General features: G+C 60.4%; 25 protein-coding genes, 4 tRNA genes and 1 other RNA gene. 19 read left to right on the top strand and 11 right to left on the bottom strand.

Annotation, left to right across the window (positions count from 1 at the left end; translation table 11 throughout):
- Window positions 1–18: 18 nt before the first annotated feature.
- The 6 genes from thrP to ACUTSC_RS17820 all read left to right on the top strand — a co-directional run bounded on the left by thrP (window position 19) and on the right by ACUTSC_RS17820 (window position 2,216).
- Complete coding sequence (thrP, locus tag ACUTSC_RS17845; RefSeq protein WP_197768277.1) at window positions 19–1,422, top strand: bifunctional threonine/serine APC transporter ThrP; 1,404 nt, start codon at window positions 19–21, stop codon at window positions 1,420–1,422.
- A gap of 135 nt (window positions 1,423–1,557) precedes the next feature.
- Window positions 1,558–1,634 (top strand) — tRNA-Arg (locus ACUTSC_RS17840).
- A gap of 63 nt (window positions 1,635–1,697) precedes the next feature.
- Window positions 1,698–1,773 (top strand) — tRNA-His (locus ACUTSC_RS17835).
- Window positions 1,774–1,814: 41 nt separating this feature from the next.
- A tRNA-Leu gene (locus ACUTSC_RS17830) sits at window positions 1,815–1,901 on the top strand.
- 74 nt (window positions 1,902–1,975) lie between these two features.
- Window positions 1,976–2,052: transfer RNA gene (locus ACUTSC_RS17825), tRNA-Pro, on the top strand.
- A 35-nt stretch (window positions 2,053–2,087) separates the two neighbouring features.
- A non-coding RNA gene (locus ACUTSC_RS17820) (RtT sRNA) lies at window positions 2,088–2,216 on the top strand.
- Window positions 2,217–2,409: 193 nt separating this feature from the next.
- Here the strand turns inward: ACUTSC_RS17820 and ACUTSC_RS17815 are convergent.
- The 5 genes from ACUTSC_RS17815 to hemC form a co-directional block, all read right to left on the bottom strand.
- Window positions 2,410–2,670 carry a hypothetical protein gene (locus ACUTSC_RS17815; RefSeq protein ID WP_197768276.1) on the bottom strand — a complete coding sequence of 87 codons (261 nt, stop codon included), beginning with the start codon at window positions 2,668–2,670 and terminating at the stop codon, window positions 2,410–2,412.
- A gap of 270 nt (window positions 2,671–2,940) precedes the next feature.
- The gene (gene hemY, locus ACUTSC_RS17810; RefSeq protein ID WP_197768275.1) at window positions 2,941–4,137 is read right to left on the bottom strand and encodes a protoheme IX biogenesis protein HemY; all 1,197 of its coding nucleotides are present in this window, start codon (window positions 4,135–4,137) and stop codon (window positions 2,941–2,943) included.
- Window positions 4,138–4,140: 3 nt separating this feature from the next.
- Window positions 4,141–5,265 carry a uroporphyrinogen-III C-methyltransferase gene (hemX, locus tag ACUTSC_RS17805; RefSeq protein WP_445653484.1) on the bottom strand — a complete coding sequence of 375 codons (1,125 nt, stop codon included), beginning with the start codon at window positions 5,263–5,265 and terminating at the stop codon, window positions 4,141–4,143.
- A 22-nt stretch (window positions 5,266–5,287) separates the two neighbouring features.
- A complete protein-coding gene (hemD, locus tag ACUTSC_RS17800; RefSeq protein ID WP_063989080.1) occupies window positions 5,288–6,028 on the bottom strand; it encodes a uroporphyrinogen-III synthase in 741 nt (246 codons plus the stop codon).
- Window positions 6,025–6,966, bottom strand: a complete 942-nt coding sequence (gene hemC, locus ACUTSC_RS17795; RefSeq protein ID WP_197768273.1) for a hydroxymethylbilane synthase — start codon at window positions 6,964–6,966, stop codon at window positions 6,025–6,027. Before hemC ends, hemD begins: the two co-directional genes overlap by 4 nt.
- A gap of 316 nt (window positions 6,967–7,282) precedes the next feature.
- Here hemC and ACUTSC_RS17790 point away from each other — a divergent pair, with 316 nt between their 5' ends.
- Complete coding sequence (locus ACUTSC_RS17790; RefSeq protein WP_019452546.1) at window positions 7,283–9,835, top strand: class I adenylate cyclase; 2,553 nt, start codon at window positions 7,283–7,285, stop codon at window positions 9,833–9,835.
- Window positions 9,836–9,871: 36 nt separating this feature from the next.
- Here the strand turns inward: ACUTSC_RS17790 and cyaY are convergent, their stop codons facing one another.
- A complete protein-coding gene (cyaY, locus tag ACUTSC_RS17785; protein WP_004934237.1) occupies window positions 9,872–10,192 on the bottom strand; it encodes an iron donor protein CyaY in 321 nt (106 codons plus the stop codon).
- A gap of 78 nt (window positions 10,193–10,270) precedes the next feature.
- Between cyaY and lptM the strand changes: the two genes are divergently transcribed.
- The 6 genes from lptM to uvrD all read left to right on the top strand — a co-directional run bounded on the left by lptM (window position 10,271) and on the right by uvrD (window position 15,948).
- Window positions 10,271–10,477, top strand: a complete 207-nt coding sequence (gene lptM / locus ACUTSC_RS17780; protein WP_004934241.1) for an LPS translocon maturation chaperone LptM — start codon at window positions 10,271–10,273, stop codon at window positions 10,475–10,477.
- 71 nt (window positions 10,478–10,548) lie between these two features.
- Window positions 10,549–11,373, top strand: coding sequence for a diaminopimelate epimerase (dapF, locus tag ACUTSC_RS17775; protein WP_197768272.1), 825 nt, complete (start codon window positions 10,549–10,551; stop codon window positions 11,371–11,373).
- Window positions 11,370–12,083 (top strand): DUF484 domain-containing protein, encoded by a 714-nt coding sequence (locus ACUTSC_RS17770; protein ID WP_038874100.1) that lies wholly within the window; start codon window positions 11,370–11,372, stop codon window positions 12,081–12,083. The genes dapF and ACUTSC_RS17770 overlap by 4 nt, the downstream gene beginning before the upstream one ends.
- Entirely contained in the window at window positions 12,080–12,991 is a 912-nt protein-coding gene (gene xerC / locus ACUTSC_RS17765) for a tyrosine recombinase XerC (protein ID WP_197768271.1), read from the top strand. The genes ACUTSC_RS17770 and xerC overlap by 4 nt, the downstream gene beginning before the upstream one ends.
- A complete protein-coding gene (yigB, locus tag ACUTSC_RS17760; protein WP_197768270.1) occupies window positions 12,991–13,707 on the top strand; it encodes a 5-amino-6-(5-phospho-D-ribitylamino)uracil phosphatase YigB in 717 nt (238 codons plus the stop codon). The genes xerC and yigB overlap by 1 nt, the downstream gene beginning before the upstream one ends.
- Before the next feature lie 78 nt (window positions 13,708–13,785).
- Window positions 13,786–15,948, top strand: coding sequence for a DNA helicase II (gene uvrD, locus ACUTSC_RS17755; RefSeq protein ID WP_038874108.1), 2,163 nt, complete (start codon window positions 13,786–13,788; stop codon window positions 15,946–15,948).
- A 44-nt stretch (window positions 15,949–15,992) separates the two neighbouring features.
- Here the strand turns inward: uvrD and ACUTSC_RS17750 are convergent, their stop codons facing one another.
- Entirely contained in the window at window positions 15,993–16,466 is a 474-nt protein-coding gene (locus tag ACUTSC_RS17750) for a WbuC family cupin fold metalloprotein (RefSeq protein WP_197768269.1), read from the bottom strand.
- 444 nt (window positions 16,467–16,910) lie between these two features.
- Between ACUTSC_RS17750 and corA the strand changes: the two genes are divergently transcribed.
- Window positions 16,911–17,861, top strand: coding sequence for a magnesium/cobalt transporter CorA (corA, locus tag ACUTSC_RS17745; RefSeq protein ID WP_063989074.1), 951 nt, complete (start codon window positions 16,911–16,913; stop codon window positions 17,859–17,861).
- A gap of 16 nt (window positions 17,862–17,877) precedes the next feature.
- Here the strand turns inward: corA and rarD are convergent, their stop codons facing one another.
- Window positions 17,878–18,765, bottom strand: coding sequence for an EamA family transporter RarD (gene rarD, locus ACUTSC_RS17740; protein WP_197768268.1), 888 nt, complete (start codon window positions 18,763–18,765; stop codon window positions 17,878–17,880).
- Between the two features lie 66 nt (window positions 18,766–18,831).
- The gene (locus ACUTSC_RS17735; protein ID WP_004934267.1) at window positions 18,832–19,302 is read right to left on the bottom strand and encodes a thioesterase family protein; all 471 of its coding nucleotides are present in this window, start codon (window positions 19,300–19,302) and stop codon (window positions 18,832–18,834) included.
- 203 nt (window positions 19,303–19,505) lie between these two features.
- Between ACUTSC_RS17735 and pldA the strand changes: the two genes are divergently transcribed.
- The 3 genes from pldA to rhtC are packed head-to-tail and all read left to right on the top strand — an operon-like array spanning window position 19,506 to window position 22,893.
- Window positions 19,506–20,384: a phospholipase A gene (gene pldA / locus ACUTSC_RS17730; protein WP_004934270.1), complete on the top strand. Its 879-nt coding sequence runs from the start codon at window positions 19,506–19,508 to the stop codon at window positions 20,382–20,384.
- Window positions 20,385–20,427: 43 nt separating this feature from the next.
- On the top strand, window positions 20,428–22,260 hold the full coding sequence (gene recQ / locus ACUTSC_RS17725) for an ATP-dependent DNA helicase RecQ (RefSeq protein ID WP_164040155.1): 1,833 nt from the start codon (window positions 20,428–20,430) through the stop codon (window positions 22,258–22,260).
- Window positions 22,261–22,272: 12 nt separating this feature from the next.
- Complete coding sequence (rhtC, locus tag ACUTSC_RS17720; protein WP_016929486.1) at window positions 22,273–22,893, top strand: threonine export protein RhtC; 621 nt, start codon at window positions 22,273–22,275, stop codon at window positions 22,891–22,893.
- Window positions 22,894–22,940: 47 nt separating this feature from the next.
- Here rhtC and rhtB read toward each other — a convergent pair whose 3' ends face one another.
- Window positions 22,941–23,561, bottom strand: a complete 621-nt coding sequence (gene rhtB, locus ACUTSC_RS17715) for a homoserine/homoserine lactone efflux protein (RefSeq protein WP_025304879.1) — start codon at window positions 23,559–23,561, stop codon at window positions 22,941–22,943.
- A 147-nt stretch (window positions 23,562–23,708) separates the two neighbouring features.
- Between rhtB and pldB the strand changes: the two genes are divergently transcribed.
- Both pldB and yigL read left to right on the top strand, forming a co-directional pair.
- Entirely contained in the window at window positions 23,709–24,752 is a 1,044-nt protein-coding gene (pldB, locus tag ACUTSC_RS17710) for a lysophospholipase L2 (RefSeq protein ID WP_197768267.1), read from the top strand.
- A gap of 4 nt (window positions 24,753–24,756) precedes the next feature.
- The gene (yigL, locus tag ACUTSC_RS17705) at window positions 24,757–25,554 is read left to right on the top strand and encodes a sugar/pyridoxal phosphate phosphatase YigL (protein ID WP_151264850.1); all 798 of its coding nucleotides are present in this window, start codon (window positions 24,757–24,759) and stop codon (window positions 25,552–25,554) included.
- Window positions 25,555–25,749: 195 nt separating this feature from the next.
- Here yigL and glpQ read toward each other — a convergent pair whose 3' ends face one another.
- The gene (glpQ, locus tag ACUTSC_RS17700) at window positions 25,750–26,829 is read right to left on the bottom strand and encodes a glycerophosphodiester phosphodiesterase (RefSeq protein WP_197768266.1); all 1,080 of its coding nucleotides are present in this window, start codon (window positions 26,827–26,829) and stop codon (window positions 25,750–25,752) included.
- Window positions 26,830–26,838 lie beyond the last annotated feature (9 nt).

Raw genomic sequence — 26,838 nt, 5'->3', positions numbered from 1 at the left:
AAAAATTATTGAGGATTTATGGCACACAAAGAGAAACCGCAAGGGCTACACCGGGGCCTTGAGGCCCGGCATATCGAGCTTATCGCTCTGGGGGGCACCATCGGTGTCGGCCTGTTTATGGGGTCGGCCAGTACGCTGAAGTGGGCGGGGCCGTCGGTGCTGCTGGCTTACATCATCGCCGGGCTGTTCGTGTTCTTCATTATGCGTTCGATGGGAGAAATGCTGTTCCTCGAGCCGGTCGCCGGGTCGTTTGCCGTTTACGCGCACAAGTACATGAATCCCTATTTCGGTTATCTGACCGCCTGGGGCTACTGGTTTATGTGGATTGCCGTCGGTATTTCCGAGATCACCGCCATCGGGGTGTATGTGCAGTTCTGGTTCCCGGAAATACCGCAGTGGGTGCCGGCGCTGATTGCCGTGGCGATGGTCGCGCTGGCCAACCTGGCGGCGGTGCGCCTGTATGGGGAGCTGGAGTTCTGGTTCGCCATGATCAAGGTCACCACCATCATCGTGATGATTCTGGTGGGGTTGGGGGTGATCTTCTTCGGTTTCGGCAACGGCGGTGAACCTATCGGTTTCGCCAATTTGACGGCGCACGGCGGTTTCTTTGCCGGCGGCTGGAAAGGCTTCCTGTTTGCGCTGTGCATCGTGGTGGCGTCCTATCAGGGGGTTGAGCTGGTGGGCATCACCGCCGGCGAAGCCAAGAATCCGCAGGTGACGCTGAAACGCGCGATCAACAATATCCTGTGGCGCATCCTGATCTTCTATGTCGGCGCTATCTTCGTCATCGTCACCATCTTCCCGTGGAACGGCATCGGCACTACCGGCAGCCCGTTCGTGCTGACCTTTGCCAAGATCGGCATCGTCGCCGCCGCCGGCATCATCAACTTCGTGGTGTTGACCGCCGCGCTCTCCGGCTGCAACAGCGGCATGTACAGCGGCGGCCGCATGCTGTACGCCCTGGCCAAGAACCGCCAACTGCCGGCGGCGCTGACCAAGCTTTCCGCCAGCGGCGTGCCGGTGAACTGTATCGCCGTCACCATCGCCTGTCTGTTGGTGGGTTCCGCGCTGAACTACATCATCCCTAATCCGGAGCAGGTGTTCGTGTATGTCTACAGCGCCAGCGTGCTGCCGGGCATGGTGCCGTGGTTCGTGGTGCTGATAAGCCAGCTCTATTTCCGCCGCGCCCATAAGGAAGCGATCAAAACCCACAGCTTTAAGTCGATCATGTTCCCGTATGTGAACTATCTGACCATCGCTTTTCTGGTTTGCGTGCTGGTCGGCATGGGAATCAACCCGGATACGCGGATTTCCCTGCTGGTCGGGGCGATTTTCTTAGCGGGCGTCAGCCTGTGCTACTTCGCTTTCGGCATGCATAAGAAATATCATCCGGCTGAAAATCGGGCAGAAACGCGGCAATAAACGGTGAAAAGGGGCTACGGGGTACGCTTTTGCGCGCGGGAGTGAGCAAAGCGTAATCAAACGCAACATTTCTGCGAAAAAGCACTAGACAGAATTGGCGTAAATCCGTAGTATCCCCTCCCGCAACGGCGCTACGCGCCCGTAGCTCAGCTGGATAGAGCGCTGCCCTCCGGAGGCAGAGGTCTCAGGTTCGAATCCTGTCGGGCGCGCCATTAAGTTTGTGCGCAGGAGCTGCGGTGGTAATATTACCGCGTGAGTAAGAAGAAGTAGTAATGGTGGCTATAGCTCAGTTGGTAGAGCCCTGGATTGTGATTCCAGTTGTCGTGGGTTCGAGTCCCATTAGCCACCCCACTTCCTAACGAAGTGAAGATTTAGCAGTATTTTGTGACAGTGCGAAGGTGGCGGAATTGGTAGACGCGCTAGCTTCAGGTGTTAGTGTTCTTACGGACGTGAGGGTTCAAGTCCCTCTCTTCGCACCACGCAAAATATCTGATAAATATAAGATTTATATGGACAACGGTCTGATAAATCGGGTAGTATGAGCAACACAAATCGGCGAGTAGCGCAGCTTGGTAGCGCAACTGGTTTGGGACCAGTGGGTCGGAGGTTCGAATCCTCTCTCGCCGACCACATTCGAAAAACCTGCTTTTTAAAGCAGGTTTTTTTTCGCCCGTAGTTTATGAGGATGAGCACCTCCGCAGGAGGTTCGAGCCTCGCGAAGCGAGACAACGTTGCTTCAGTAACGGCCCGCAGGGCGCGCATCAAAGATGCGCGTAATCCTCTCTCGCCGACCACTTTCAAAAAAAACCGACGCAAGTCGGTTTTTTTACGCCTGCAGTTTATGAGGATGAGTACCTCCGCAGGAGGTTCGAGCCTCGCGAAGCGAGACGAGAAGGCAGGCCCGTGCAGCAATGCGCGGGCTTTTTGCGTATCTGAGGATGAGCATTTTGTCTCTGCCTGCAAACGTGTTGGTTTTCAGCGACAACGTCATCCTGCACTGTCGTCAGGTTGAGACAAATAATCCATTGATTTAAAAAGATAAATCCAGCTTCGGCTTAAGTCGTCGTTTCGAGGCGACAACTTGATAAAGGCCGCCGACAAGGAACGCCAGAGAGTCGTTTTTGACGGAAAAGGGCGAGTTAAATAAAAAATCAATATTTTCAATATATTGAAATCTATTTTTCTATGAGGGGAGCCCAATTTAAAAATTGGCACGCCAAATGCTACATCTTTAGCGTAGATGCTCATTCCACCTCTTATGTTCGCCTTAGGCCTCATAAACCCTGGGAATGACGCAGAGCCGATTTAGGGTGCCTATCGCCCACGAGAACGATGACTAACCCGTCATCACGCTCAGGGCAGAACGTTGAGTGAGGCACCGCCCCTGTTGTCCTAGACCTGATTGCTTCTTTATACACTTGCCCTACGGCAAGTGTTTTTTTTGCGCCACAGAAAACCCCAGGGCAAAAAAAAGCGCGGCATCGGGGCCGCGCTTTTCTCACTCACTCGGGCAGGGCGTTATTCGCCGCCGTTCTGTTTCAACGTCAACATCAGCCCCTCACGACGCATCTGTGCCGCCTCATCCGAACGATGCAGTTTCTCCAGCGTATCGGCTAACCAGGCGTAGTCGTAAGCATCCGGGCGCTGTTTCAGCGCTTCGCGGAAGGCGTCGGCCGCTTGCTGCCACTCGCCGTGCTTCATCAATAGCTGCCCCAGCGTGCTGTTCAACAGCGGCGTCGCGCCGTGTTGTTTCATCTGCTGACGCAGCGCTCTTTCCAACTGCTCGGGGTTGCCGGATTTGAGCCGCGGCAGCAACAGCACCAGGCGCTCGTCGTATTGGCGCTTCAGGCTGTCGAGCACAATCTCCTGCGCCAGTTCGTGGTCGTTGCATTCGATCAGGTGTTCCACCATCGCGATTTGCAGCGGCACCTCGTGACGCGTCTTGCGGCTCTGATCTTTCCACCAGCGCTTCAGACCTTCACTGCCTTCGTCCGCCATCGCCTGATTCATCAGACCGATGTAAGCCTGCTGCTGCAACGCCAGTAGTTGTTCTTCGCTGTGCAGTTCGATTTTACGCATCGACGGCAGCACTTCCAGCAGCGACGCATAGGCGCCGGTGCGTAGATAGGCTTGTTCCGCCAGACGCAGCACTTCCGGATGACGCGGCGCCTGATTCAGCAGGCGATCGACACCGTGGCGCGCGGCGTGGTTCTCGCCCTGCGCCAGCTGGATGCGAACCCGGGTGATGTCCACCGGCAGTTGATCGGTGTCGGCCGCTTCGGCTGCGCGCTCCAGATACTGATTGGTGCGGAAGTCGTCGCCGCGTTGCTGTGCGGCCTCGGCGGCCAGCAGGTAGTTCACGACCGGCTGTTCGGCGTGGTCGGCGTTGCGCGTCATCAGCTTCTCGACCTGCTTGTAGTCGCCTTCCGCCAGCTTGATCAGCGCGGCTTTGGTTTGCTGGCGCGCGCGGGTGCGCTTGCGGCCGATAAACCAACCGCGCGTGCGGGCGCCGGTACGGAAGATGCGGCGCAGGATCCACTCGATCGCCAGCAGCACCACGAACAGCAGCACCAGCATAATCACCAGGCCGGTGACGCTGGTTTCAATATTGTAATTGTCGGTCTGGATCAGCACATAGCCCTGATGCCCGGCCAACATCGGCCCGAGCACCACGCTGGCGATCACCACCAGGAACAGAAATAGCACGCGTAACATGGCTTAACCCTCCTGGTGAGCGGCAGGGGACTGGGTCATCAGGTTGCGCACCCGGGTCTGCATCACTTTTTCCAGCAGCGGCTGGCTTTTCAGCTGATCCGGCACGTCCATCGAGATCGGCTGTTGGCTCAGGCTGTCCAGCTCTTCCAGGAAGGCCTTGGTCGCCGGATCGGTGGTGTCGAAATAGGCGCGCACCCAGGTGGAGACGGTTTCCAGCGACTGCTTGTAGGTCTCGTTCTGGTGGCGTGGGATGGCTTGTGCGGCCACCAGCAGGCGCGAACGGATATTTTCGCGCAGGTAGATGTCCTGGTTCGGCGCCAGCAGCGGTTCGGCGCTGGTATCACGGCGGCGAATGGTAATGAAGTCGGCCATGAAATTGCGCCAGCTCTTGGCCAGATTCTGCCGCCATTCGCCGATCGAACCGGAGAGCTCGCTGCTGTTTTGATCCATCGGCGCTTCGTCGGTGTCGTTGTCCGCCAGACGCAGGTTATCCACCTGATTGGACAGCTGATTGACCTTGAGGATGATGCCGTCGTAATCGACCTGGGTCAGCGTAAAAAGCGTGCTGATGTCTTCGGTAATGGCGCGGCGTACCTCGAGCAGGCTCGGATCGTTCATGTCCGCCAGGCTGGCGTCGGCGCTTTTCAGCAGCGCGGCGGCGCTGGTCACGTCCTGATCGCTCCACAGCTTGCGGCCGGCCATTTTCACCAGAAAATCGGCCTGCGCCAGCAGCCAGGTTTTGGCGTCGCTGCCGGAGATGGTCGCTACTTTTTCCTGCAGTTCGCTCAGTTGGCGCGCCAGGTTCGCCTGCTCACGATCGGCGGCGTCCAGGGTTTTACCCTGCTGCTGCAACAGGCCTTCCAGCGCATTTCTTTCCTGCTGCTGGCTCTGTTTCACGCCTTCAAGCTGCTGCTGCAGCGCCTGATTGGCGGCGATCAGCTGTTGCGCTTGCTTGTGCGTGTGGTAATAGCCGCCCGCGCCGAGGGCGATGACCAGCACGATAGCGATCGCGCCGAGCACCGGGCCGGTATTCTTGCCTTTGCGGCTGGCAGCGGCTGGCTGCTGGGAGCTCTCAACCGCGTTGGTTGGCTCTTCAACCGGGGCGGATGGGGTATTTTGTTCCGTCATAGTGGCACATCCCATAGTCAGATTATTGTAGCGCGCGGATCAGCGCGTCATTATCGGCGTTGTCAGCTACCCGAATCGTACGCCAGCCCAAATCCCGGGCGAGGGTAGCCAGGCGTTCGCTCACTACTACCAGGCGGCAACGCAGCAGCCATGAAGAACGATAGTAATCAGGAACTAAAGTATAGAGCTGTTGTAACATTTCACCGCTGGTCACCACCAGCGTATCCACACCGGCACGCTGCCAGTGGGCGCTTTGCTCGCTGCCGTCGTAGTGCACCGGGCTGCGTTGATAGCATTCATAATAGCTGACGTCGGCGCCGCGCTCGCTCAGCGTCGTGCCCAGCAGCTCACGGCCGCCGTTGCCGCGCAAAATCAACGCGCGTTTGCCCGCCAGTTTTTGCAGCGCCGGCAGCAGCAGCAGCGTTTCGCTGATCTCGCGTTCGCGCGGGTATTCCACCGGCAAACTGCTGATGCGGTGCAGCGCCAGCCCGGTGGTGCGGCCGATAGCGTAATAGGCCAGGTGCGCGGGCCAGCTCAGCCCGGCGCGGCCGATGACCGAATCGGCGTAGTTCACCGAATGCTGCGACAGCACGAACACCAGATCGCCGGCGCCAAGCTGCTGCAACGCCTGCGGCAGCTTAGGCAGATCGCCGCCGGGGGCGAAGTCGATCAGCGGTGCATGATAGGCAACCCGGCCGAGTGCGCGCAGCCGGCTCACTAACCGCTCGCCCGAAGGCGATGGGCGGGTTACCAGGATCGTCATGCCGGCGGATTTCCCTGGTAAACCTCGCGCAGGATCTCGCGCGCGCCGCGCGCCAGCAGCTCTTCCGCCAGCTCAACGCCCATCCGTTCGGCCTCGGTGGCCGGCCCGCGGCGTTCGCCGCGCACCATCTGGCTGCCGTCCGGCGCACCGACCAGGGCACGCAGCCACAGGCTGTCGCCATCCAGTTCGGCATAGCTACCGATCGGCACCTGGCAACCGCCTTCCAGACGGGTGTTCATCGCCCGTTCGGCGCGTACGCGGGTTTCGGTGGCCGCATGGTTCAGCGGCGCCAGCAGCGCGCGGGTGACGCTGTCGTCGAGGCGGCATTCAATGCCGACCGCGCCCTGGCCGACCGCCGGCAGACACTCTTCGGCGCTCAGCGGGCGGCGGATGCGTTGCTCCAGCCCCAGGCGTTTCAGGCCGGCCACCGCCAGAATAATCGCGTCGTAGTCGCCGTTGTCCAGCTTGGCCAGGCGAGTGCCGACGTTGCCGCGCAGGTCGCGCACGATCAGATCCGGGCGGCGTTCACGCAGCTGGCACTGGCGGCGCAGGCTGGAGGTGCCGACCACGCTGCCCTGCGGCAGCTGATCGAGCGAGGCGAAACGATTGGAAACAAAAGCGTCGCGCGGATCTTCGCGTTCGCAAATGGTGGTCAAACCGAGGCCGGCAGGGAAATCGACCGGCACGTCTTTCATCGAGTGCACGGCGATGTCGGCGCGGCCTTCCAGCAGCGCCAGCTCGAGTTCTTTAACAAACAGGCCTTTACCGCCGACTTTCGCCAGCGGCGTATCCAGAATAACGTCGCCGCGCGTCACCATCGGCACCAACTCGACCTGCAGGCCGGGATGGCTGGCCATCAGACGTTGCTGCACATAATGTGCTTGCCAGAGTGCAAGCGGGCTTTGTCGGGTGGCAATTCGAATAATTTTGTCTAACATGCTTGTTACCGTTTTTATATTTCGCCATCCATCCTACCACTGAGAGCCAATACTGTCAGTGCAAGAAGCCGGAGGCGGAAAAAGGACAACGGAATCAAAGGGACGTGTGATGTGCTTTGGGGCAGTTAACACTGCGGGTAAATCGTTTAGGGAAGCGCTACAATAATTGTGAAGCGTTACCTCCTTTACGGTCAATCAGCAAGGTGTTAAATTGATCACGTTTCCAGCAATAAGTCGCCAAATATTCTTCTTACACTAACGGCGCTTATGGAATACGGGTTTTTTTCTAAACACCGGGATAATCAGGCGAGACGTCTTGTACCTCTACATCGAGACATTGAAGCAGAGACTGGATGCGATCAATCAGCTACGCGTCGATCGCGCCCTGGCGGCTATGAAGCCCGCGTTTCAACGGGTATACAGTCTGCTGCCCACCTTACTGCACCACCACCACCCGCTGATGCCGGGTTACCTGAACGGTAACGTTCCCCACGGCATTTGCCTCTACACGCCTGATGAAACTCAACAAGATTACCTGAACGATTTAGAAGACAAATGGGGCAGCCCATTTGACAAACCTGCCAGCGGCGAGCTGCCGATCACCGGCGTCTACTCGATGGGCAGCACCTCGTCTATCGGCCAAAGCTGCAGCTCGGATCTCGACATCTGGGTCTGCCACCAGTCCTGGCTGGACAACGAAGAACGCACCCGCCTGCAGCAAAAATGCAGCCTGCTTGAGAAGTGGGCCGCCTCGATGGGGGTGGAAGTCAGCTTCTTCCTGATCGACGAAAACCGCTTCCGCCATAATGAAAGCGGCAGCCTGGGCGGCGAAGACTGCGGCTCGACGCAGCATATCCTCTTGCTCGACGAATTCTACCGCACCGCGGTACGCCTGGCCGGCAAGCGCATCCTGTGGAACATGGTGCCGGGCGAAGAAGAAGCGCACTACGATGAATACGTGCTGTCGCTGTACGCGCAGGGCGCGCTGACGCCGAACGAGTGGCTGGATCTCGGCGGCCTGAGTTCGCTGTCGGCAGAAGAGTACTTCGGCGCCAGCCTGTGGCAGCTGTACAAGAGCATCGATTCGCCTTACAAGGCGGTGCTGAAGACCCTGCTGCTGGAAGCCTATTCCTGGGAATACCCCAATACCCAACTGCTGGCGACGGACATCAAACACCGGCTGCATCAGGGTGAGATCGTCAGCTTCGGGCTCGACGCCTACTGCATGATGCTTGAGCGCGTGACCCGCTACCTGACCGACATCAACGACACCACCCGTCTCGATCTGGCCCGCCGCTGTTTCTACCTGAAAGTGTGTGAAAAGCTGTCGCTGGCCAAGGCCTGCGTCGGCTGGCGGCGCGAGATCCTCAGCCAGTTGGTCAGCGAGTGGGGCTGGAGCGAAGAGCGCCTGGCGATGCTGGACAACCGCGCCAACTGGAAAATCGAGCGGGTGCGCGAAGCGCATAACGAACTGCTCGACGCGATGATGCAGAGCTACCGCAACCTGATCCGTTTCGCCCGCCGCAACAACCTCAGCGTCAGCGCCAGCCCGCAGGATATCGGCGTGCTGACCCGCAAACTGTACGCGGCGTTCGAAGCGCTGCCCGGCAAGGTGACGCTGGTGAACCCGCAGATTTCGCCGGACCTGTCGGAAAACGATTTAACCTTTATTCACGTGCCGGTTGGCCGCGCCAACCGCACCGGCTGGTACCTGTATAATCAGGCGCCGGCTATGGATTCGATCGTCAGCCATCAGCCGCTGGAATATAACCGCTACCTGAACAAGCTGGTGGCCTGGGCCTATTTCAACGGCCTGCTGACCCCGCAGACCCGCCTGCACATCAAGAGCGGCAACTTGTGCGACACCGCCAAGCTGCAGGAACTGGTGGCCGACGTTTCCCATCACTTCCCGCTGCGCCTGCCGGCGCCGACGCCGAAAGCGCTGTACAGCCCGTGCGAAATTCGCCATCTGGCGATCATCGTCAACCTGGAAAACGATCCGACCGCCGCCTTCCGCAATCAGGTGGTGCACTTCGATTTCCGCAAGCTGGACGTGTTCAGCTTCGGCCAGCAGCAGCAGTGCCTGGTCGGCAGCATCGATCTGCTGTATCGCAACTCCTGGAACGAAGTGCGCACCCTGCATTTCAGCGGCGAACAGTCGGTGCTGGAAGCGCTGAAAACCATTCTCGGCAAAATGCACCAGGACGCCGCGCCGCCGGAGTCGGTGGAAGTGTTCTGCTACAGCCAGCACCTGCGCGGCCTGATCCGCACCCGCATCCAGCAGTTGGTGTCGGAGTGCATTGAGCTGCGCCTGTCCAGCACCCGCCTGGAGCCTGGCCGCTTCAAGGCGGTACGCGTCGCCGGGCAGACCTGGGGGCTGTTCTTCGAGCGCCTGAGTGTGTCGGTGCAAAAGCTGGAGAATGCGGTGGAGTTTTACGGTGCGATCTCCAACAACAAGCTGCACGGCCTGTCTATCAAGGTGGAAACCGATCAGGTGCATCTGCCGCCGGTGGTGGATGGGTTCGCCAGCGAGGGGATCATCCAGTTCTTCTTCGAAGACACCTCGGACGACAAGGGCTTCAACATCTATATTCTGGATGAGTCGAATCGGGTAGAGGTGTATCACCACTGCGAGGGCAGTAAAGAGGAGCTGGTGCGCGACGTCAGCCGCTTCTATTCCTCGTCGCACGATCGCTTCACCTACGGCTCCAGCTTCATCAACTTCAACCTGCCGCAGTTCTATCAGATCGTGCAGCTCGACGGGCGCACGCAGGTGATCCCGTTCCGCAGCAACGTGCTGTCCAGCCTGTGCGTGACGGTGGCCGATGGCGCCGCTCAGCCGCTGAAACAGCAGTTCCAGCTGCATTGACGCCGCAAGGGCTCGGTTGCCGAGCCCTGCATCGCCTCAGGAAAAATGCAGTTCCTCACCGGCCTGTGCGCTGGCCGCTTCGCTGAGTAGCTGATAAAACGGCTGCCCGCTGCGATCGCATAGCCAGACGCCGTCGCGGTAGTTGAAGTGGTAACCGCCGGCCTTGGTGGCGAGCCACACCTGGTGCAGCGGCTCCTGGCGGTTGATGACAATTTTGGTGCCGTTTTCGAAGCTCAGCGTCATCACGCCGCCATTGGTTTCGTAATCGATGTCCGCATCGCCGTCAAAATCGTCCAGTGTCTCTTCAATATTCAGCATCAGCTGGTCGGCCAACTGATGAAACTCGCTGTCGTTCATATTCAATTCCTATTGCTTTTCATGATCCACCTGCGATTATAGAGACCTTGGACGCATGAATTACAGGCATTAATGCAAATGAAAAAACAACTACGCTATGCGCTGATGGCAGTTCTGGTTACCGGCCTCGCCGGCTGTGGTCTGAAAGGCCCGCTTTACTTCCCACCTGCCGATCCCGCCAGCCAAAAGCCGGCCAAGCCGCCGGTGCAAACGGGCGATCAGGTGCAAAAGAACCAGCAGGAGCAGTCTGGCTCTCAGCAAAAACCGTCGATGGTCGACCAGTAACACCCTGTTTGCGGTAGCGAGCGCTGCCGCAAAATCAAGACGGATAGCGCGTCCAGATAGCGGAGTATGATATGCAGTTCTCCAAAATGCACGGTCTGGGCAACGACTTTATGGTGGTCGATGCCGTTACACAGAATGTCTATTTTTCACCTGAGCTGATCCGCCGGCTGGCCGATCGGCACCTGGGCGTCGGCTTTGACCAGTTGCTGGTGGTAGAACCGCCTTACGATCCCGAGCTGGATTTTCACTACCGAATTTTCAACGCCGACGGCAGCGAAGTGGCGCAGTGCGGCAACGGCGCACGCTGCTTCGCACGCTTTGTGCGGCTGAAAGGGCTGACCAACAAACGCGACATCCGCGTCAGCACCCAAACCGGGCGCATGGTGCTCAGCGTCACCGACGACGATCTGGTGTGCGTCAACATGGGTGAGCCGAACTTCGACCCGCAGGCAGTGCCGTTCCGCGCCGCCAAGGCTGAAAAGACCTACATCATGCGCGCGGCGGAACATACCGTGCTGTGCGGCGTGGTGTCGATGGGCAACCCGCATTGTGTTCTGCAGGTGGACGATGTAAAAACCGCCAAGGTGGAGCTGCTCGGCCCGGTGCTGGAAGGGCATGAGCGCTTCCCGGAACGGGCCAACATCGGCTTCATGCAGGTGGTCAGCCGCGATCACATCAAGCTGCGCGTTTACGAGCGCGGCGCCGGCGAAACGCAGGCCTGTGGCAGCGGCGCCTGTGCGGCGGTGGCGGTGGGGATCCAACAGGAATTGCTGTCAGAAGAGGTGCATGTAGAACTGCCGGGCGGCAGCCTGCATATTCGCTGGAAAGGGCCGGGCAACCCGCTGTTTATGACCGGCCCGGCAACCCATGTCTATGACGGATTTATTCATCTATGAAGAGCGTAGAAGAACAGAGCGTCGCCGGCCTGGCGCTGGATGACGACACCGTGATGCAGTATCTGCTGCAGAACCCGGATTTCTTTATTCGCAACGCACGCCAGGTTGAGCAGATGCGCGTGCCGCACCCGGTGCGCGGCACCGTTTCGCTGGTGGAATGGCATCTGGCCCGCCAGCGCAATCACATCGAACGGCTGGAAGAAGAGATCACGCTGTTGATGGAGCAGGCCAGCGCCAACGAAGGGCTGTTCGCCCGGTTGCTGCACCTGCAGGCCGATCTGGCCACCGCCGACAGCCTGCAGGACATGCTCAACCGGCTGCAGCGCTGGGCGCGCGGCTTCGGTTTGGCCGGTGCCACGGTGCGCCTGTTCGCCGAGCGCTGGAAGATCGGCGCGCCTTCCGACTTTACCCACCTGGCGCTGACGCGTTCGGCGTTCGAGCCGTTCCGCATTCAGCGACTGGGCAGCGAACAACACTACCTCGGCGGCCTGAACGGCCCAGAACTGCTGCTGCTGTTGCCGCAGGCCAAACAGATTGGCCAGATTGGCTCGGTGGCGCTGTCGATGCTGGGCGACGACGGCGAACTGGGCATGGTGATCTTCAGCAGCCGCGATACGCAACACTATCAGCAGGGCATGGGCACGGTGATGCTCAATCAACTGGCGCGCATGCTGCCGGAACTGCTGGAACGCTGGGTCGAACGTGCATGACGCCGATTGCGCCCAGCCTGCAGCAGCCGGTGGACGCTTTTCTGCGTTATCTCAAGGTAGAACGGCAACTCAGCCCGCTGACGCAGCTCAGCTATTCGCGCCAGCTGGCGGCGCTGATGCGCCTGGCGCAGGAGATCGGCGTCACCGACTGGACGGCGCTGGACGCCGCCCGGGTGCGCATGCTGGCGGCGCGCAGCAAACGGGCCGGCCTGCAGTCCGCCAGCCTGGCGCTGCGGCTTTCTTCGTTGCGCAGTTTCCTCGACTGGCTGGTCAGCCAGGGCGTATTGCACGCCAACCCCGCCAAAGGCATCCGCACGCCGCGCAGCGGCCGCCATCTGCCGAAAAACATCGACGTCGATGAAATGAACCAGCTGCTGGAGATCGATCTCAACGATCCGCTGGCGGTGCGCGATCGCGCCATGCTGGAGGTGATGTACGGCGCCGGTCTGCGCCTCTCCGAGCTGGTAGGGCTGGACTGCCGCCATGTCGATATGGCCGCCGGCGAGGTATGGGTGATGGGGAAAGGCAGCAAAGAGCGCAAATTGCCGATCGGGCGCACCGCCGTCACCTGGTTGGAGCACTGGCTGGCGATGCGCGATCTGTTCGGGCCGGAGGACGATGCGATGTTCCTGTCCAATAAGGGGCGGCGCATTTCGACGCGCAACGTGCAAAAGCGCTTCGCCGAATGGGGCGTGAAACAGGGCGTCAACAGCCATATCCACCCGCACAAGCTGCGCCACTCCTTCGCGACCCATATGCTGGAGTCGAGCGGCGATCTGCGCGCGGTGCAGGAGCTGCTCGGCCACGCCAACCTGACCACCACGCAAATTTATACCCACCTCGACTTTCAACATCTGGCGAATGTGTACGATGCCGCGCATCCGCGCGCCAAACGGGGGAAATCCTGATGCATTTTTATCGCCCGCTGCGCCCGCTGGCGGCGCTGACTTTCGATCTGGACGATACGCTGTATGACAATCGCCCGGTGATTAGACAGACCGAACAACAGTCGGTGGCCTTCCTGCAGAGCTACCATCCCGGCCTGAACAGCTTCCAGTCGGCGGATTTCCACCGCCTGCGCCAGGAGCTGCGCGAGCAGGATCCGGAGATCTACCACGACGTTACCCAATGGCGCTGGCGCGCCATTCATCTGGCGCTGAGCCGGCAGGGGCTGCGCGATGCCGACGCGGCGATCGGGGCCGATGCGGCGATGCAGAACTTCGCGCTGTGGCGCAGCCGCATCGAGGTGCCGGAAGCGACCCACGCCACGCTGAAGGCGCTGGCCGCGCGCTACCCGCTGGTGGCGATCACCAACGGCAACGCCGATCCGGCGCAGTGTGGCCTGGACGGCTACTTCCAGTTCGTGTTGCGCTCCGGGCCGGACGGGCGCGCCAAACCGTACCAGGACATGTACCGCCTGGCCGTCGAGCGGCTGGGCGTGGCGCCCGAGCAGATCCTGCACGTGGGCGACGATCTGACTACCGACGTCGCCGGCGCGCTGCGCGCGGGGCTGCAGGCCTGTTGGATCAACGATCGGCAACGGGATCTGATGCGGGCCGCCGACAGCCGCCTGCTGCCGCATATTGAGATTTCGCAGTTGGCATCGCTGACAGCATTGTTATAATCCCTGCCAGAACTCTGTATAAATTTCCAGTGAAAAACCCGTCAGCGGCGGGTTTTCCCTTAACCATTAGTGGTGCCTATGGACGTCTCCGATCTGCTCGACAGCCTGAATGAAAAACAACGTGAAGCCGTGGCGGCACCGCGCAGCAACCTGTTGGTTCTGGCCGGGGCGGGCAGCGGCAAGACCCGGGTGCTGGTGCATCGCATCGCCTGGCTGCTGTCGGTGGAGAACTGTTCGCCGTATTCGATCATGGCGGTGACCTTCACCAACAAGGCGGCGGCGGAAATGCGCCACCGTATCGAACATCTGATCGGCACCAGCCAGGGCGGCATGTGGATCGGCACCTTCCACGGCCTGGCGCATCGTCTGTTGCGCGCCCACCACCTGGAAGCCAACCTGCCGCAGGATTTCCAGATCCTCGACAGCGACGACCAGCTGCGGCTGCTCAAGCGCATCATCAAGGCGCTGAACGTCGACGAGAAGCAGTGGCCGCCGCGTCAGGCGATGTGGTACATCAACGGCAAGAAAGACGAGGGCCTGCGGCCACAACACGTCGAGACCTACAACAACCCGGTAGAGGCCACCTGGCTGCGCATCTACCAGGCCTATCAGGAAGCCTGCGATCGCGCGGGGCTGGTGGATTTCGCCGAGCTGCTGCTGCGCGCGCACGAGCTGTGGCTGAACAAGCCGCATATCCTCAACCACTACCGCGAACGTTTCACCAACGTGCTGGTGGACGAATTCCAGGATACCAACAGTATCCAGTACGCCTGGATCCGCCTGCTGGCGGGCGGCAACAGCAACGTGATGATCGTCGGCGACGATGACCAGTCGATCTACGGCTGGCGCGGCGCGCAGGTGGAAAACATCCAGCGCTTCCTGAAAGATTTCCCCGGCGCGGAAACCATCCGCCTGGAGCAGAACTACCGTTCCACCAGCAACATCCTGAAAGCGGCCAACACCCTGATCGCCAACAACGACGGGCGCATGGGCAAAAATCTGTGGACCGAAGGCGGGGAAGGCGAGCCGATTTCCATCTACTGCGCCTTCAACGAACTCGACGAAGCGCGCTTCGTGGTCAACCGCATCAAGACCTGGCAGGACAACGGCGGGGCGCTGAACGACTGCGCCATCCTGTACCGCAGCAACGCCCAGTCGCGCGTGCTGGAAGAGGCGCTGCTGCAGACGGCGATGCCGTACCGCATCTACGGCGGCCAGCGCTTCTTCGAACGCCAGGAAATCAAGGATGCGCTGGCTTACCTGCGTCTCATTTCCAACCGCAACGACGATGCGGCCTTCGAGCGCGTGGTCAACACCCCGACGCGCGGCATCGGCGATCGCACCCTCGACGTGGTGCGTCAGGCGGCGCGCGATCGTCAGCTGACGCTGTGGCAGGCGACGCGCGAGCTGATGCAGGACAAAGTGTTGGCCGGCCGCGCCGCGTCGGCGCTGCAGCGCTTTATCGAACTGGTGGAGTCGCTGGCGCATGAAACCGCCGACATGCCGCTCCACGTGCAGACCGACCGGGTGATCCGCGATTCCGGGTTGTTCATCATGTATGAGCAGGAGAAGGGCGAAAAGGGGCAGGCGCGCATCGAAAACCTTGAGGAACTGGTGACGGCGACGCGTCAGTTCAGCTATCAGGAAGAAGATCAGGATCTGATGCCGCTGCAGGCGTTCCTGTCGCATGCGGCGCTGGAGGCGGGCGAAGGCCAGGCCGACGCCTATCAGGACGCGGTGCAGCTGATGACCCTGCACTCCGCCAAGGGCCTGGAGTTCCCGCTGGTGTTTATCGTCGGCATGGAAGAAGGCATGTTCCCGAGCCAGATGTCGCTGGATGAAGGCGGACGTCTGGAGGAGGAGCGCCGTCTGGCTTATGTGGGCGTAACGCGCGCCATGCAGAAGCTGACGCTGACCTATGCCGAAACGCGCCGTCTGTACGGCAAAGAGGTTTACCATCGGCCGTCGCGCTTTATCGGCGAACTGCCGGAAGAGTGCGTGGAAGAAGTGCGCCTGCGCGCCAGCGTGTCGCGCCCGGTCAATCACCGCCGCATGGGCACGCCGATCAGCGAGAACGATACCGGCTACAAGCTGGGCCAGCGCGTGCGCCATCCCAAGTTTGGCGAAGGCACCATCGTCAATCTGGAGGGCAGCGGCGAGCACAGCCGGCTGCAGATCGCCTTCCCGGGCGAGGGCATCAAGTGGCTGGTGGCGGCCTACGCTCGCCTGGAAACGGTATAAGAGAGGGGAGAGTTGCAGGGGCACGCCCCTGCAATCGTTCATTATCAGTGAGGGTAGCGATCGCCGACCTGCGCGGTGGCATACCAGCGCATCACCGTTTCGGTGCCTTCGCCGCCTTCCTGCGGTGCCCACGGCATGCAGTCCTCTTCGGTCAGCGCCTGATACGGGCCCTGCTTCACTTCGAACACCACGCCGCCGGCATCGACCGACAGCACCGCATGCCAGGTAAATGCCGGCATCTCCAGCACTTTGGTTTCTTCGCCGAGCAGGGTGCGCTGCGTGACGACGCCGTCATCGTTGAACTGCAACACGACAAAACGGCCGCGCAGCGGCGTCAGCAGCTCCCAGGTTTGCGGGTGGCGGTGCGGGCGGATATAGGTGCCGGGTTCCATGGCGATCGCCAGGCGTTGCACCGGGTCGCTCAGCTCTTCGTGTAAGGTGCGGTGCGCGCGCAGGCGGGGCACGCTGGCGGCCTGTTCGCTCATCGCGGTCAGTTCATGGGCGGTAATCTGTTTCATCGTTTAAATCCGCATGCTTGTCGTACCATCAGGGTGATGTCATCTTAGCAACATTCTTGGTGGCGGTAAGCGATCGCCGCGACTTTTTCAGCACGGTTTACGCGCCATTTCTGCCATTGATCATCGTGATGATTTGTTGCGCAATTATCCCGCCTAACGTGTTGACAGGCTTTTTCTTCTCGGCGTAACATGCGCGCACTATTATCATTGAGGACAGACGCCTTGGACACACCCAGTAGATACTGGCTCACTGACCTGCGCCGCAGGTATAACTTCTAAGGCTCTCCGTTTTTGCTGATAGCCTTCGTGGTTGTCGGCGACCCCGCAAAGCGTCGCTATGAGTCAGATCTCTTCATGGTCTGAAACAATCGGTGATACGCATCCCCTCTGTTTCTGTGCTTCAACGCGTTGTCCGCACCCGTTACCTTCACGGAGTTTTGGCACATGCTGAGCGCTTTTAAATTAGATAACCGCCGCTTGTCCCGTCTGGAGCTGGACGACTCGGATGATCTCACGTCATCGCTGTGGGTTGACCTGGTCGAGCCGGAAGAGGGCGAGCGTGAGCGCGTGCAGAATGAGCTGGGACAAAGCCTGGCGACGCGTCCCGAGCTGGACGACATCGAAGCCTCAGCCCGTTTCTTCGAAGACGAAGACGGTCTGCATATCCACTCCTTCTTCTACTTTGAAGATGCGGAAGATCACGCTGGCAACTCCACGGTGGCGTTCACCATCCGCGACGGCCGCCTGTATACCCTGCGCGAGCGTGAACTGCCGGCGTTTCGCCTGTACCGCATGCGCGCCCGCAACCAGACCATGCTCGAAGGCAACGCCTACGAACTGCTGCTGGATCTGTTCGAAACCAAGATTGAGCAGTTGGCGGACGAGATAGAGAACATCTATAGCGATCTGGAACAGCTCAGCCGGGTGATCATGGAAGGGCATCAGGGCGACGAATATGACGCCGCGCTGTCGACGCTGGCGGAGCTGGAAGATATCGGCTGGAAGGTGCGTTTGTGTCTGATGGATACCCAGCGCGCACTCAACTTCCTGGTGCGCAAGGCGCGTCTGCCGACCGGCCAGCTGGAGCAGGCGCGTGAAGTGCTGCGCGACATCGAATCCCTGCTGCCGCACAACGAATCGCTGTTCCAGAAGGTGAACTTCCTGATGCAGGCGGCGATGGGCTTCATCAACATCGAGCAGAACCGCATCATCAAGATCTTCTCGGTGGTGTCGGTGGTGTTCCTGCCGCCTACGCTGGTGGCTTCCAGCTATGGCATGAACTTCGAATTCATGCCGGAGCTGAGGTGGTCATTCGGCTATCCGGGCGCCATCACCTTGATGATCCTGGCCGGTCTGGCCCCGTACCTGTACTTCAAGCGCAAGAACTGGCTGTAACCCGGCGACGCCGGGCTCAGCGCAGCTTGCGTTGGGTGTAGAGCGCATCGAGGGTGAACAGGATCAGTGCCGCCCAGATAAAGCCGAAGGTCACCAGCTTGTCCTGGCCGATGGTCTCACCGTAGAAGGTGACCGCCAGCAGGAACATCAGGGTCGGGCCGAGATACTGGAAGAAACCGAGCGTCGACAGGCGCAACCGGGTAGCCGCCGCGGTGAAGCACAGCAGCGGCACGGTGGTGACGATGCCGGCGGCGACCAACAGCAGGTTCAGCGACCACGGGTTGGCGCTCAGGTGGCTGGTAGGGCTGTCGGCGAACAGGAACAGATAGGCCGCCGCCACCGGCAGCAGCCACAGCGTCTCAATCAGCATGCCGGTCTGGGCGTCGATGGCGATTTTCTTGCGCAGCAGGCCGTAGAAGGCAAAGCTGAACGCCAGCCCCAGACCGATGATCGGCAACGAGCCGAACTGCCAGAGCTGCACCAGCACCCCGGTGAACGCCAGCGCCACCGCCACCCACTGCATGCGGCGGAAGCGCTCGCCGAGAAACAGCATCCCCAACAGCACGTTAACCAGCGGGTTGATGAAATAGCCCAGGCTGGCTTCCAGCATATGGTGGTTGTTCACCGCCCAGATGAACAGCAGCCAGTTGCCGCCAATCAACAGTGCGGTGACCGCCAGCAGCAGCAGCCGTTTGCGGTTTTGGCAGGCGGCGCGCACTTTCGGCCAGTTGCGGCCCAGTGTGATTAGCGCCAGCATGAAGAAAAACGACCAGATGATCCGGTGGGTGAGGATCTCGTCCGCGGATACTTGCTGGATCAGTTTGAAATAGGCCGGGGCGATGCCCCATATAAAATAGGCGGCCAGGGCGAAGAAAATGCCCTGACGCGTTTGCTTTGCGTCCATGACGTCACTCGGGTGGGGAACGTAAGATGCGGTGAGTTTACTGAAGACGCTCACCGCACACAATCATCAGCCGACCAGATAGGTGGCGGTGGCGGTCGCGATATGCAGGCCGTCGTGGTTATGCAGTTCTACGCGCGCGACGGCGACCTTGTTGCCGCTGCGCAGCACGCTGGCGGAGGCGACGAAGTGCTCGCCGCGGCCGGGGCGCAGGTAGTCGACGCGCAGATCGATGGTGCCCATGCGCGACAGCTTGGCGGCGATCTCTTCTTCAATCAGCGGCTCCATGCGTGTCAGCACGCCGCCGGCGCAGGCCAATCCGGCGGCGACGTCAAGCACCGCGGCGATCACGCCGCCGTGCAGAATTTCCTGTGCCGCGTTGCCCACCAGCTTGCGCTGGTTGGTGAAGCTCAGCTCGACGTAATCATCGTCGAAGCGGCGCAGCTCCAGGCCAAGCTCGCGGTTGAACGGCATGTGGTAGACAAAGATTTCGCCGATCTTGCGGCGGGCGGCTTCCAGGGTCAGTGCTGTGGTCGACATAGCGGGTTTCCGTTTTTCTTTTGCATTTTAAGGGAGCTAACTGGTCAGTCCAGGTTAATGGAGTGTTGATTTTATGCTTAACCTTTGTTGCTTTCCAGACTATTCCAATAAAACCGGCCTGCGCTGCGGTAACGCCTTCTTTGTGTGTAAAATGGCCTGATTTTTTCCGGGATTGCCCTTTTTCGTTGGAGTGAGGAGAGGTTATGCGCATTTTGTCAGGGATCGTTTCCGCCACGCTGCTGATGCCGGCGCTGGCATTGGCTGAGGAAGCCAAAGAGCAGCAGATTCACGATAAGCCGGCGGTGCGCGGCAGCATTATCGCCAACCTGCTGCAGGAGCACGATAATCCGTTCACGCTGTATCCTTACGATCCCAATTACCTGCTGTATACCGACACCAGCGATATCAACAAAGAAGCTATCAAGACGTACAACTGGGCCGACAAGGCGCGCAAGGACGAGGTGAAATACCAGCTTAGCCTGGCGTTTCCGCTGTGGCGGGGCATTGCCGGCGACAACTCGGTGCTCGGCGCGTCTTATACTCAGCGCTCCTGGTGGCAATTGTCCAACCGCGGCGAGTCTTCACCGTTCCGCGAAACCAACTACGAGCCGCAGCTGTTCGTGGGGTGGGCGACCGATTACCGCTTTGCCGGTTGGACGCTGCGCGATGTTGAAATCGGCGTTAACCACCAGTCTAACGGCCGCTCGGATCCGACGTCGCGCAGCTGGAATCGCGGCTATGCGCGGCTGATGGCGCAAAACGGCAACTGGCAGGTGGATCTCAAGCCCTGGTTCCGCTTCTCGGAGAGCTCGAGCAACGACGACAACCCGGACATCACCAAATACATGGGATACTACCGGCTGAAGGTCGGTTACGCCTGGGGCGACAGCGTGTTCAGCGTCGACAGCCACTATAACTGGAACAGCGGCTACGGCGGCGCGGAGCTGGGCTGGAGCTATCCGATTACCCGCAACGTGCGCTTCTATACCCAGGTGTTCAGCGGCTACGGCGAATCGCTGATCGACTATAACTTCCGGCAGACACGGGTGGGCGTTGGTGTCATGCTGAACGATATTATGTAATCATACCCGTTGGGTGTGTACCGATGAAAAAATGGGGAAGTGTGTGTCAACCGCAGCAGTGATTAACAGAGAGTTGCTGGCCGAACAGGTATTGCGCGATACCTTCGGCTACCAGCAATTCCGTCCGGGCCAACAAACGATTATCAACGCCGCGATCGGCGGGCAGGATTGCCTGGTGGTAATGCCGACCGGCGGCGGCAAGTCGTTGTGCTACCAAATCCCGGCGCTGGTGATGGACGGCCTGACCCTGGTGGTTTCCCCGCTGATCTCGCTGATGAAGGATCAGGTCGACCAACTGTTGGCCTACGGCGTTTCCGCCGCCTGCTATAACTCGACGCAAACCCGCGAGGAGCAGCTGGACGTTATGGCCGGCTGTCGCAACGGCACCATCAAGATGCTGTACATCGCGCCGGAACGGCTGATGATGGAAAGCTTCCTCAACCTGCTCGATCACTGCCCGCCGGCGATGCTGGCGGTGGATGAGGCGCACTGCATCTCGCAGTGGGGCCATGACTTCCGGCCGGAATATCGCGCGCTGGGCCAGCTGAAGCAGCGCTTCCCGGCGATGCCGGTGATCGCGTTGACCGCCACCGCCGACGAGTCCACCCGCGGCGATATCGTGCGCCTGCTATCGCTGCAGGATCCGCTGGTGCAGGTCAGCAGCTTCGACCGGCCGAACATCCGCTACACGCTGGTGGAAAAGTTCAAGCCGCTCGATCAGCTGTGGCGCTTCGTGCAGGATCAGCGCGGCAAGAGCGGCATTATCTATTGCAACAGCCGCGCCAAGGTGGAAGACACCGCCGCGCGCCTGCAAAGCCGCGGGCTGAGCGTTGGCGCCTACCACGCCGGGCTGGACAACGATCGCCGCGCGCAGGTGCAGGAAGCGTTCCAGCGCGACGATCTGCAGGTGGTGGTGGCCACCGTCGCCTTCGGCATGGGCATCAATAAACCCAACGTGCGCTTCGTGGTGCATTTCGACATCCCGCGCAATATCGAATCCTATTATCAGGAGACCGGCCGCGCCGGGCGCGACGGCTTACCGGCCGAAGCCATCCTGCTGTACGATCCGGCCGACATGGCCTGGCTGCGCCGCTGTCTGGAGGAAAAACCCGCCGGGCAGCAGTTAGACATCGAGCGCCACAAGCTGAACGCCATGGGCGCGTTCGCCGAGGCGCAAACCTGCCGCCGCCTGGTGCTGCTCAACTACTTCGGCGAAGGCAAGCACGAGAACTGCGGCAACTGCGACATCTGCCTCGACCCGCCCAAACGTTACGATGGGCTGGAGGATGCGCGCAAGGCGCTGTCCTGCGTGTACCGCGTCGGCCAGCGCTTCGGTCTGGGGTACATCGTGGAAGTGCTGCGCGGCTCTAACAACCAGCGCATTCGCGAATACGGCCACGACAAGCTGCCGGTGTACGGCATCGGCCGCGATCAAACCACCGAACACTGGACCAGCGTGCTGCGCCAGCTGATCCACCTGGGCTTTATCACTCAGAACATCGCCATGCACTCGGCGCTGCAATTGACCGAGGCGGCGCGCCCGGTGTTGCGCGGCGAGGTGGCGCTGCAACTGGCGGTGCCGCGCATCCAGAGCTTGAAGTCACGCGGCAGCGCCAACCAGAAATCCTACGGCGGCAATTACGATCGCAAGCTGTTCGCCAAGCTGCGCAAACTGCGCAAATCGATCGCCGACGAAGAAAACATTCCACCCTACGTGGTGTTCAACGACGCCACGCTGCTGGAAATGGCTGAACAGATGCCGATCAAGGCCGGCGATCTGCTGAGCGTCAACGGCGTCGGCCAGCGCAAACTGGAGCGTTTCGGCGCGCCCTTTATGGCGATGATCCGTGACCATCTCGACAATGATGAAGACTGAGGGCGATAAATCATGCTGATGCTGTTTCTTACCGTGGCGCTGGTGCATCTGATTGCGCTGATGAGCCCGGGGCCGGACTTCTTTTTCGTGTCGCAAACCGCCGCCAGCCGCTCGCGCCGCGAGGCGATGATGGGCGTGGTCGGCATTTCTCTCGGCATCGTGGTGTGGGCCGGCGTGGCGTTGATGGGTCTGCATCTGATCCTGCAGAAGATGGCCTGGCTGCATCAGATCATCATGGTCGGCGGCGGCATTTACCTGTGCTGGATGGGGTGGCAACTGCTGCGCTCCGCGCGGGCGCAGCAAGCGCAGCCGGCGGCGGAGGCCCAGGTGGCGTTGCCGAAGGCCGGGCGCAGCTTTATTCGCGGTTTCCTGACCAATCTGTCCAACCCGAAAGCGGTGATCTATTTCGGCAGCGTGTTCTCGCTGTTCGTCGGCGACAGCGTCGGCGCCGGGGCGCGCTGGGGATTGTTCCTGCTGATCGTCGCCGAGACCTTCGTCTGGTTCAGCCTGGTGGCGGTGGTGTTCGCGCTGCCGGCGATGCGCCGCGGCTACCAACGGTTGGCCAAGTGGATCGACGGGGTGGCGGGGGTGCTGTTTACCGGCTTCGGGTTACACCTGATCTTTACCCGCTAACCGCAGTGAAACGCCAAAGGCCGAGCAGCGATGCCCGGCCTTTTTTGTCAGGCTTTGCGGGCGGTCGCCAGCAGCCCCGCCACCAAAATGAACAGCGAACCGAATACCCGGTTGAGCAGCTGCATTTGGCGCGGCGTTCTCAGCCAGCCGGCGATGCGCGTTGCCAGGGTGGCGTAACCGATCATCACCAGAATATCCACCACCACGGTGGTGACGCCGAGCACCAGATACTGCTCGGCCTGCGGCTGATTGGGCAAGATAAACTGTGGGAACAGCGCGGCGAGAAACACGATGCTTTTCGGGTTGGTCAGGTTGACCAGCACCGCGCGGCGGAACAGACGGCGGCGCGGCATGCTGCCCGCCAGCGCATGCAGATCCAGCGCCCCGGCGGCGCGCCATTGCTGGATGCCGAGCCACACCAGGTAGGCGGCGCCCAGCCATTTCAGCAGCTCGAACGCCAGCAGCGATTGCGATATCAGCGCGCCGAGGCCGATGCCCACCAGCACGATGTGCGCGCTCAGCCCGACCTGCAGCCCGGCGATCGACGCGGCGGCGCCGCGATAGCCGTGGCTGATGCCGGTGCTCATGGTGTTGATGGCGCCTGAGCCGGGGGACAGGCTGAGGATAAGCGTGGTCAGCAGGTAGGTTAACCACCAGTCCAAGGTCATGGTTCTCGGCTCCCTGAAAGTGTCGTTTTGTGCCACAATGCGCCGAGGCGGCGCCGTTTTTTGTAAGAATTGAATCACAATACGCTAGTATGATTTCTTGTGCCAGCGGTCACATTTTCCGCCGGCCCCACAGGGAAAACGCTCTCGATGACCTCGTTCACTCTCAGCTCCGATGACTGGTTAACGCGTGAAACGCAGTTCGCTGCCTTCGCCACCGGGCCGCTGCTGGACTTTTGGCGGCTGCGGGAAGAGGGTGAGTTCAGCGGCGTGGACGGCGTGCCGATCCGCTTTGTGCGTTTTAGTTCCGCGCGGCATCAGCGGGTGGTGGTGGTCAGCCCCGGCCGCATCGAAAGCTACGTGAAATACCCCGAGGTGGCCTACGATCTGTTCCACTGCGGTTACGACGTGGTGATCGTCGATCATCGTGGCCAGGGGCGCTCCGGCCGTTTACTGGCGGATACGCACCGCGGTCATGTGGTAAACTTCGCCGACTACGTGGACGATTTCGAGCAGCTTTGGCAGCGCGAGGTCGAATCGCGCGGTTATCGGCAGCGCTTCGCGCTGGCGCATTCGATGGGTGGCGCGATCCTGGCGCAGTTTCTGCAGCGCCGGCCGCAGGCGTTCGACGCGGCGGCGTTTTGCGCGCCGATGTTCGGCATCCAGTTGCCGATGCCGGGCTGGCTGGCCGACCGCATTCTCGACTGGGCGGAGACCCGCCCGGCGATCCGCGACTATTACGCGGTGGGCACCGGCCAGTGGCGGCCGCTGCCCTATGTGGTCAACGTGTTGACCCACAGCCGCGAGCGCTACCGGCGCAGCCTGCGCTATTACGCCGATTACCCCGAGCTGCAGGTGGGCGGGCCGACCTACCATTGGGTGCGGGAGAGCATCCGCGCCGGCCGGCAGATTATCGCTCAGGCCGGGGAGATAACAACGCCGCTGTTGCTTTTGCAGGCCGGTGAGGAACGGGTGGTCGACAACCGTTCGCACCAGGCTTTTTGTCAGGCTCTGTCAGACGCGGGGCGCCCTTGCGAAGGGGAGCTCCCGTGGGTTATCAACGGCGCACGCCATGAGATCCTGTTCGAGCGGGACGCGATGCGCGCCGAAGCACTGAACGCAATCCTGCGCTTCTTTGCTCAACACTTAGGCGGCGCGCTGCCGCCGACAACTCCATCAGAGGTTAGAACATAACGCTATGTATCACGTCGTCGCTTCCGATTTAGATGGCACGCTGCTGTCTCCCGACCATACCCTGTCGCCGTACGCTAAAGAAACGCTGAAGTTGCTGACCCAGCGCGGTGTGCATTTCGTGTTCGCCACCGGCCGCCACCATATCGACGTGGCGCAGATCCGCGACAGCCTGGAGATCAGCGCCTTTATGATCACTTCCAACGGCGCGCGGGTGCACAACACCGCCGGCGAGCTGATTTTCAGCCATAACCTGGACGGAGATATCGCCCGCGATCTGTACGGCATGCTGCACGACGATCCGGAGATCACCACCAACGTCTACCGTAACGACGATTGGTTTACCAACCGCGAAAGCCCGGAGCAGGAAGAATTCTTCCAGGAGTCGGTGTTCAAATATCAGCTGTTCGAACCGGGCCTGCTGGAAACCGACGGCGTCTGCAAGGTTTACTTCACCTGTGAAGATCACGAGCGGCTGCTGCAGGTGGAAGACGCCATCAACGCGCGCTGGGGCGACCGGGTCAATGTCAGCTTCTCGTTCCCGACCTGCCTGGAAGTGATGGCGGGCGGCGTGTCGAAAGGACATGCGCTGGAAGAAGTGGCCAAGATCATCGGCTATACGCTGCAAGAGTGCATCGCTTTCGGCGATGGCATGAACGATCTGGAGATGCTGTCGATGGCCGGCAAGGGCTGCATCATGCGCGATGCGCATCAGCGCCTGAAGGATATGCTGCCGGAGCTGGAAGTGATCGGCTCCAACGTCGATAACGCGGTGCCGCACTACCTGCGCAAGATGTTCCTCTGAAATAACAAGGGCGCCTTGCGGCGCCCTTAAAGTCAATGATAAACCGGATGACGTTGCCGAGCTTGCAGAAGGCAATATCTAAAAAAACAAGGAAAATCAATTTATTGATTTTCGACTGATATCCACAAAGGAGGAAAAACCACGTTTTTTCCTCCTTTGTCAGCAATCCAAGGGCGCCTTGCGGCGCCCTTGTTATTACTTGTGCTGGCCCTGCTTCTGCAAGAACTGCACGCCCTTGTCAGGGAAGTCGGTGAACACGCCGTCGACGCCGGCCTGGTTGTAGATCACGTCATACAGCTGGTTCACGTCGGTCACGTACTTCGGCAGCGCATCGGCGCGGATGGTGAACGGATGCACCGCCAGCTTGCTGGCATGCGCTTCTTTCACCATGTCAGTCAGCACGATGTGGCCCGGCTTGGATTGATCCGCGACCACCAGCATGTGGTAGTCCGGCCCGATGCCGTCGGCATACTGAGCGATTTTCTTCATCGCGCCCGGCTTGAACATCCAGTCGTAGTCGTATTCTACCCACTTGCCGTCGGCTTTCTGCTCGTAGGTTTCCTGCCAGTCGTTATAGGCGATCAGCTGCACCAGCTTCAGATCCATGCCCAGCTTCGGCTCCAGATCGTTCTTGATGCGTTTGAGCTCGTTGGCGTCGAAGCACTGCAGGTAGACGTTATCGTTCTTGCCGGTATAGCCGTACTGCTTGAGCACCGCCAGCACTTTGCTGGAGATGTCTTTGCCTTCCTGTTTGTGGAACCACGGCGCCTTGATTTCCGGGTAGATGCCGATGTTTTTGCCGGTCGAATGGTTCAGACCCTGCACGAACTCGATCTCTTCCTGGAAGGTGTGTACGCGGAAGTCGGATTTGCCCATCGGGAAGCGGCCAGGATAACCCTGTACCTTCTTGCCGTTTTCGATTTCAAAGCCTTCGGTGAACTTCAGCGATTTGATCTCCGCCAGCGTAAAGTCGATGGCGTAGTAGCGGCCGTCTTTGCGCGCGCGGTCCGGGAAGCGTTCGGCGACGTCGGTGACGCGATCGAGGTAATGATCGTGCAACACCACCAGCTCGTTGTCCTTGGTCATCACCAGATCTTGTTCGAGGTAATCGGCGCCCTGGGCGTAGGCCATCGCTTTCGCCGGCAGGGTGTGTTCCGGCAGGTAGCCGCTGGCGCCGCGGTGGGCGATCACCACTTTGTCCGCTGCCTGTGCGGCGCTGACCATCGAGGTGGCGAGAATGATCCCTGTCAGCAGGGCTTTGACTTGAGTCCGCATTCCGTTTTT

The sequence above is a fragment of the Serratia sp. TSA_105.2 genome (genome assembly GCF_052692115.1).
Note: the sequence above shows the minus strand (reverse complement) of the source record. Positions and strands in the feature narration are given on the sequence as shown.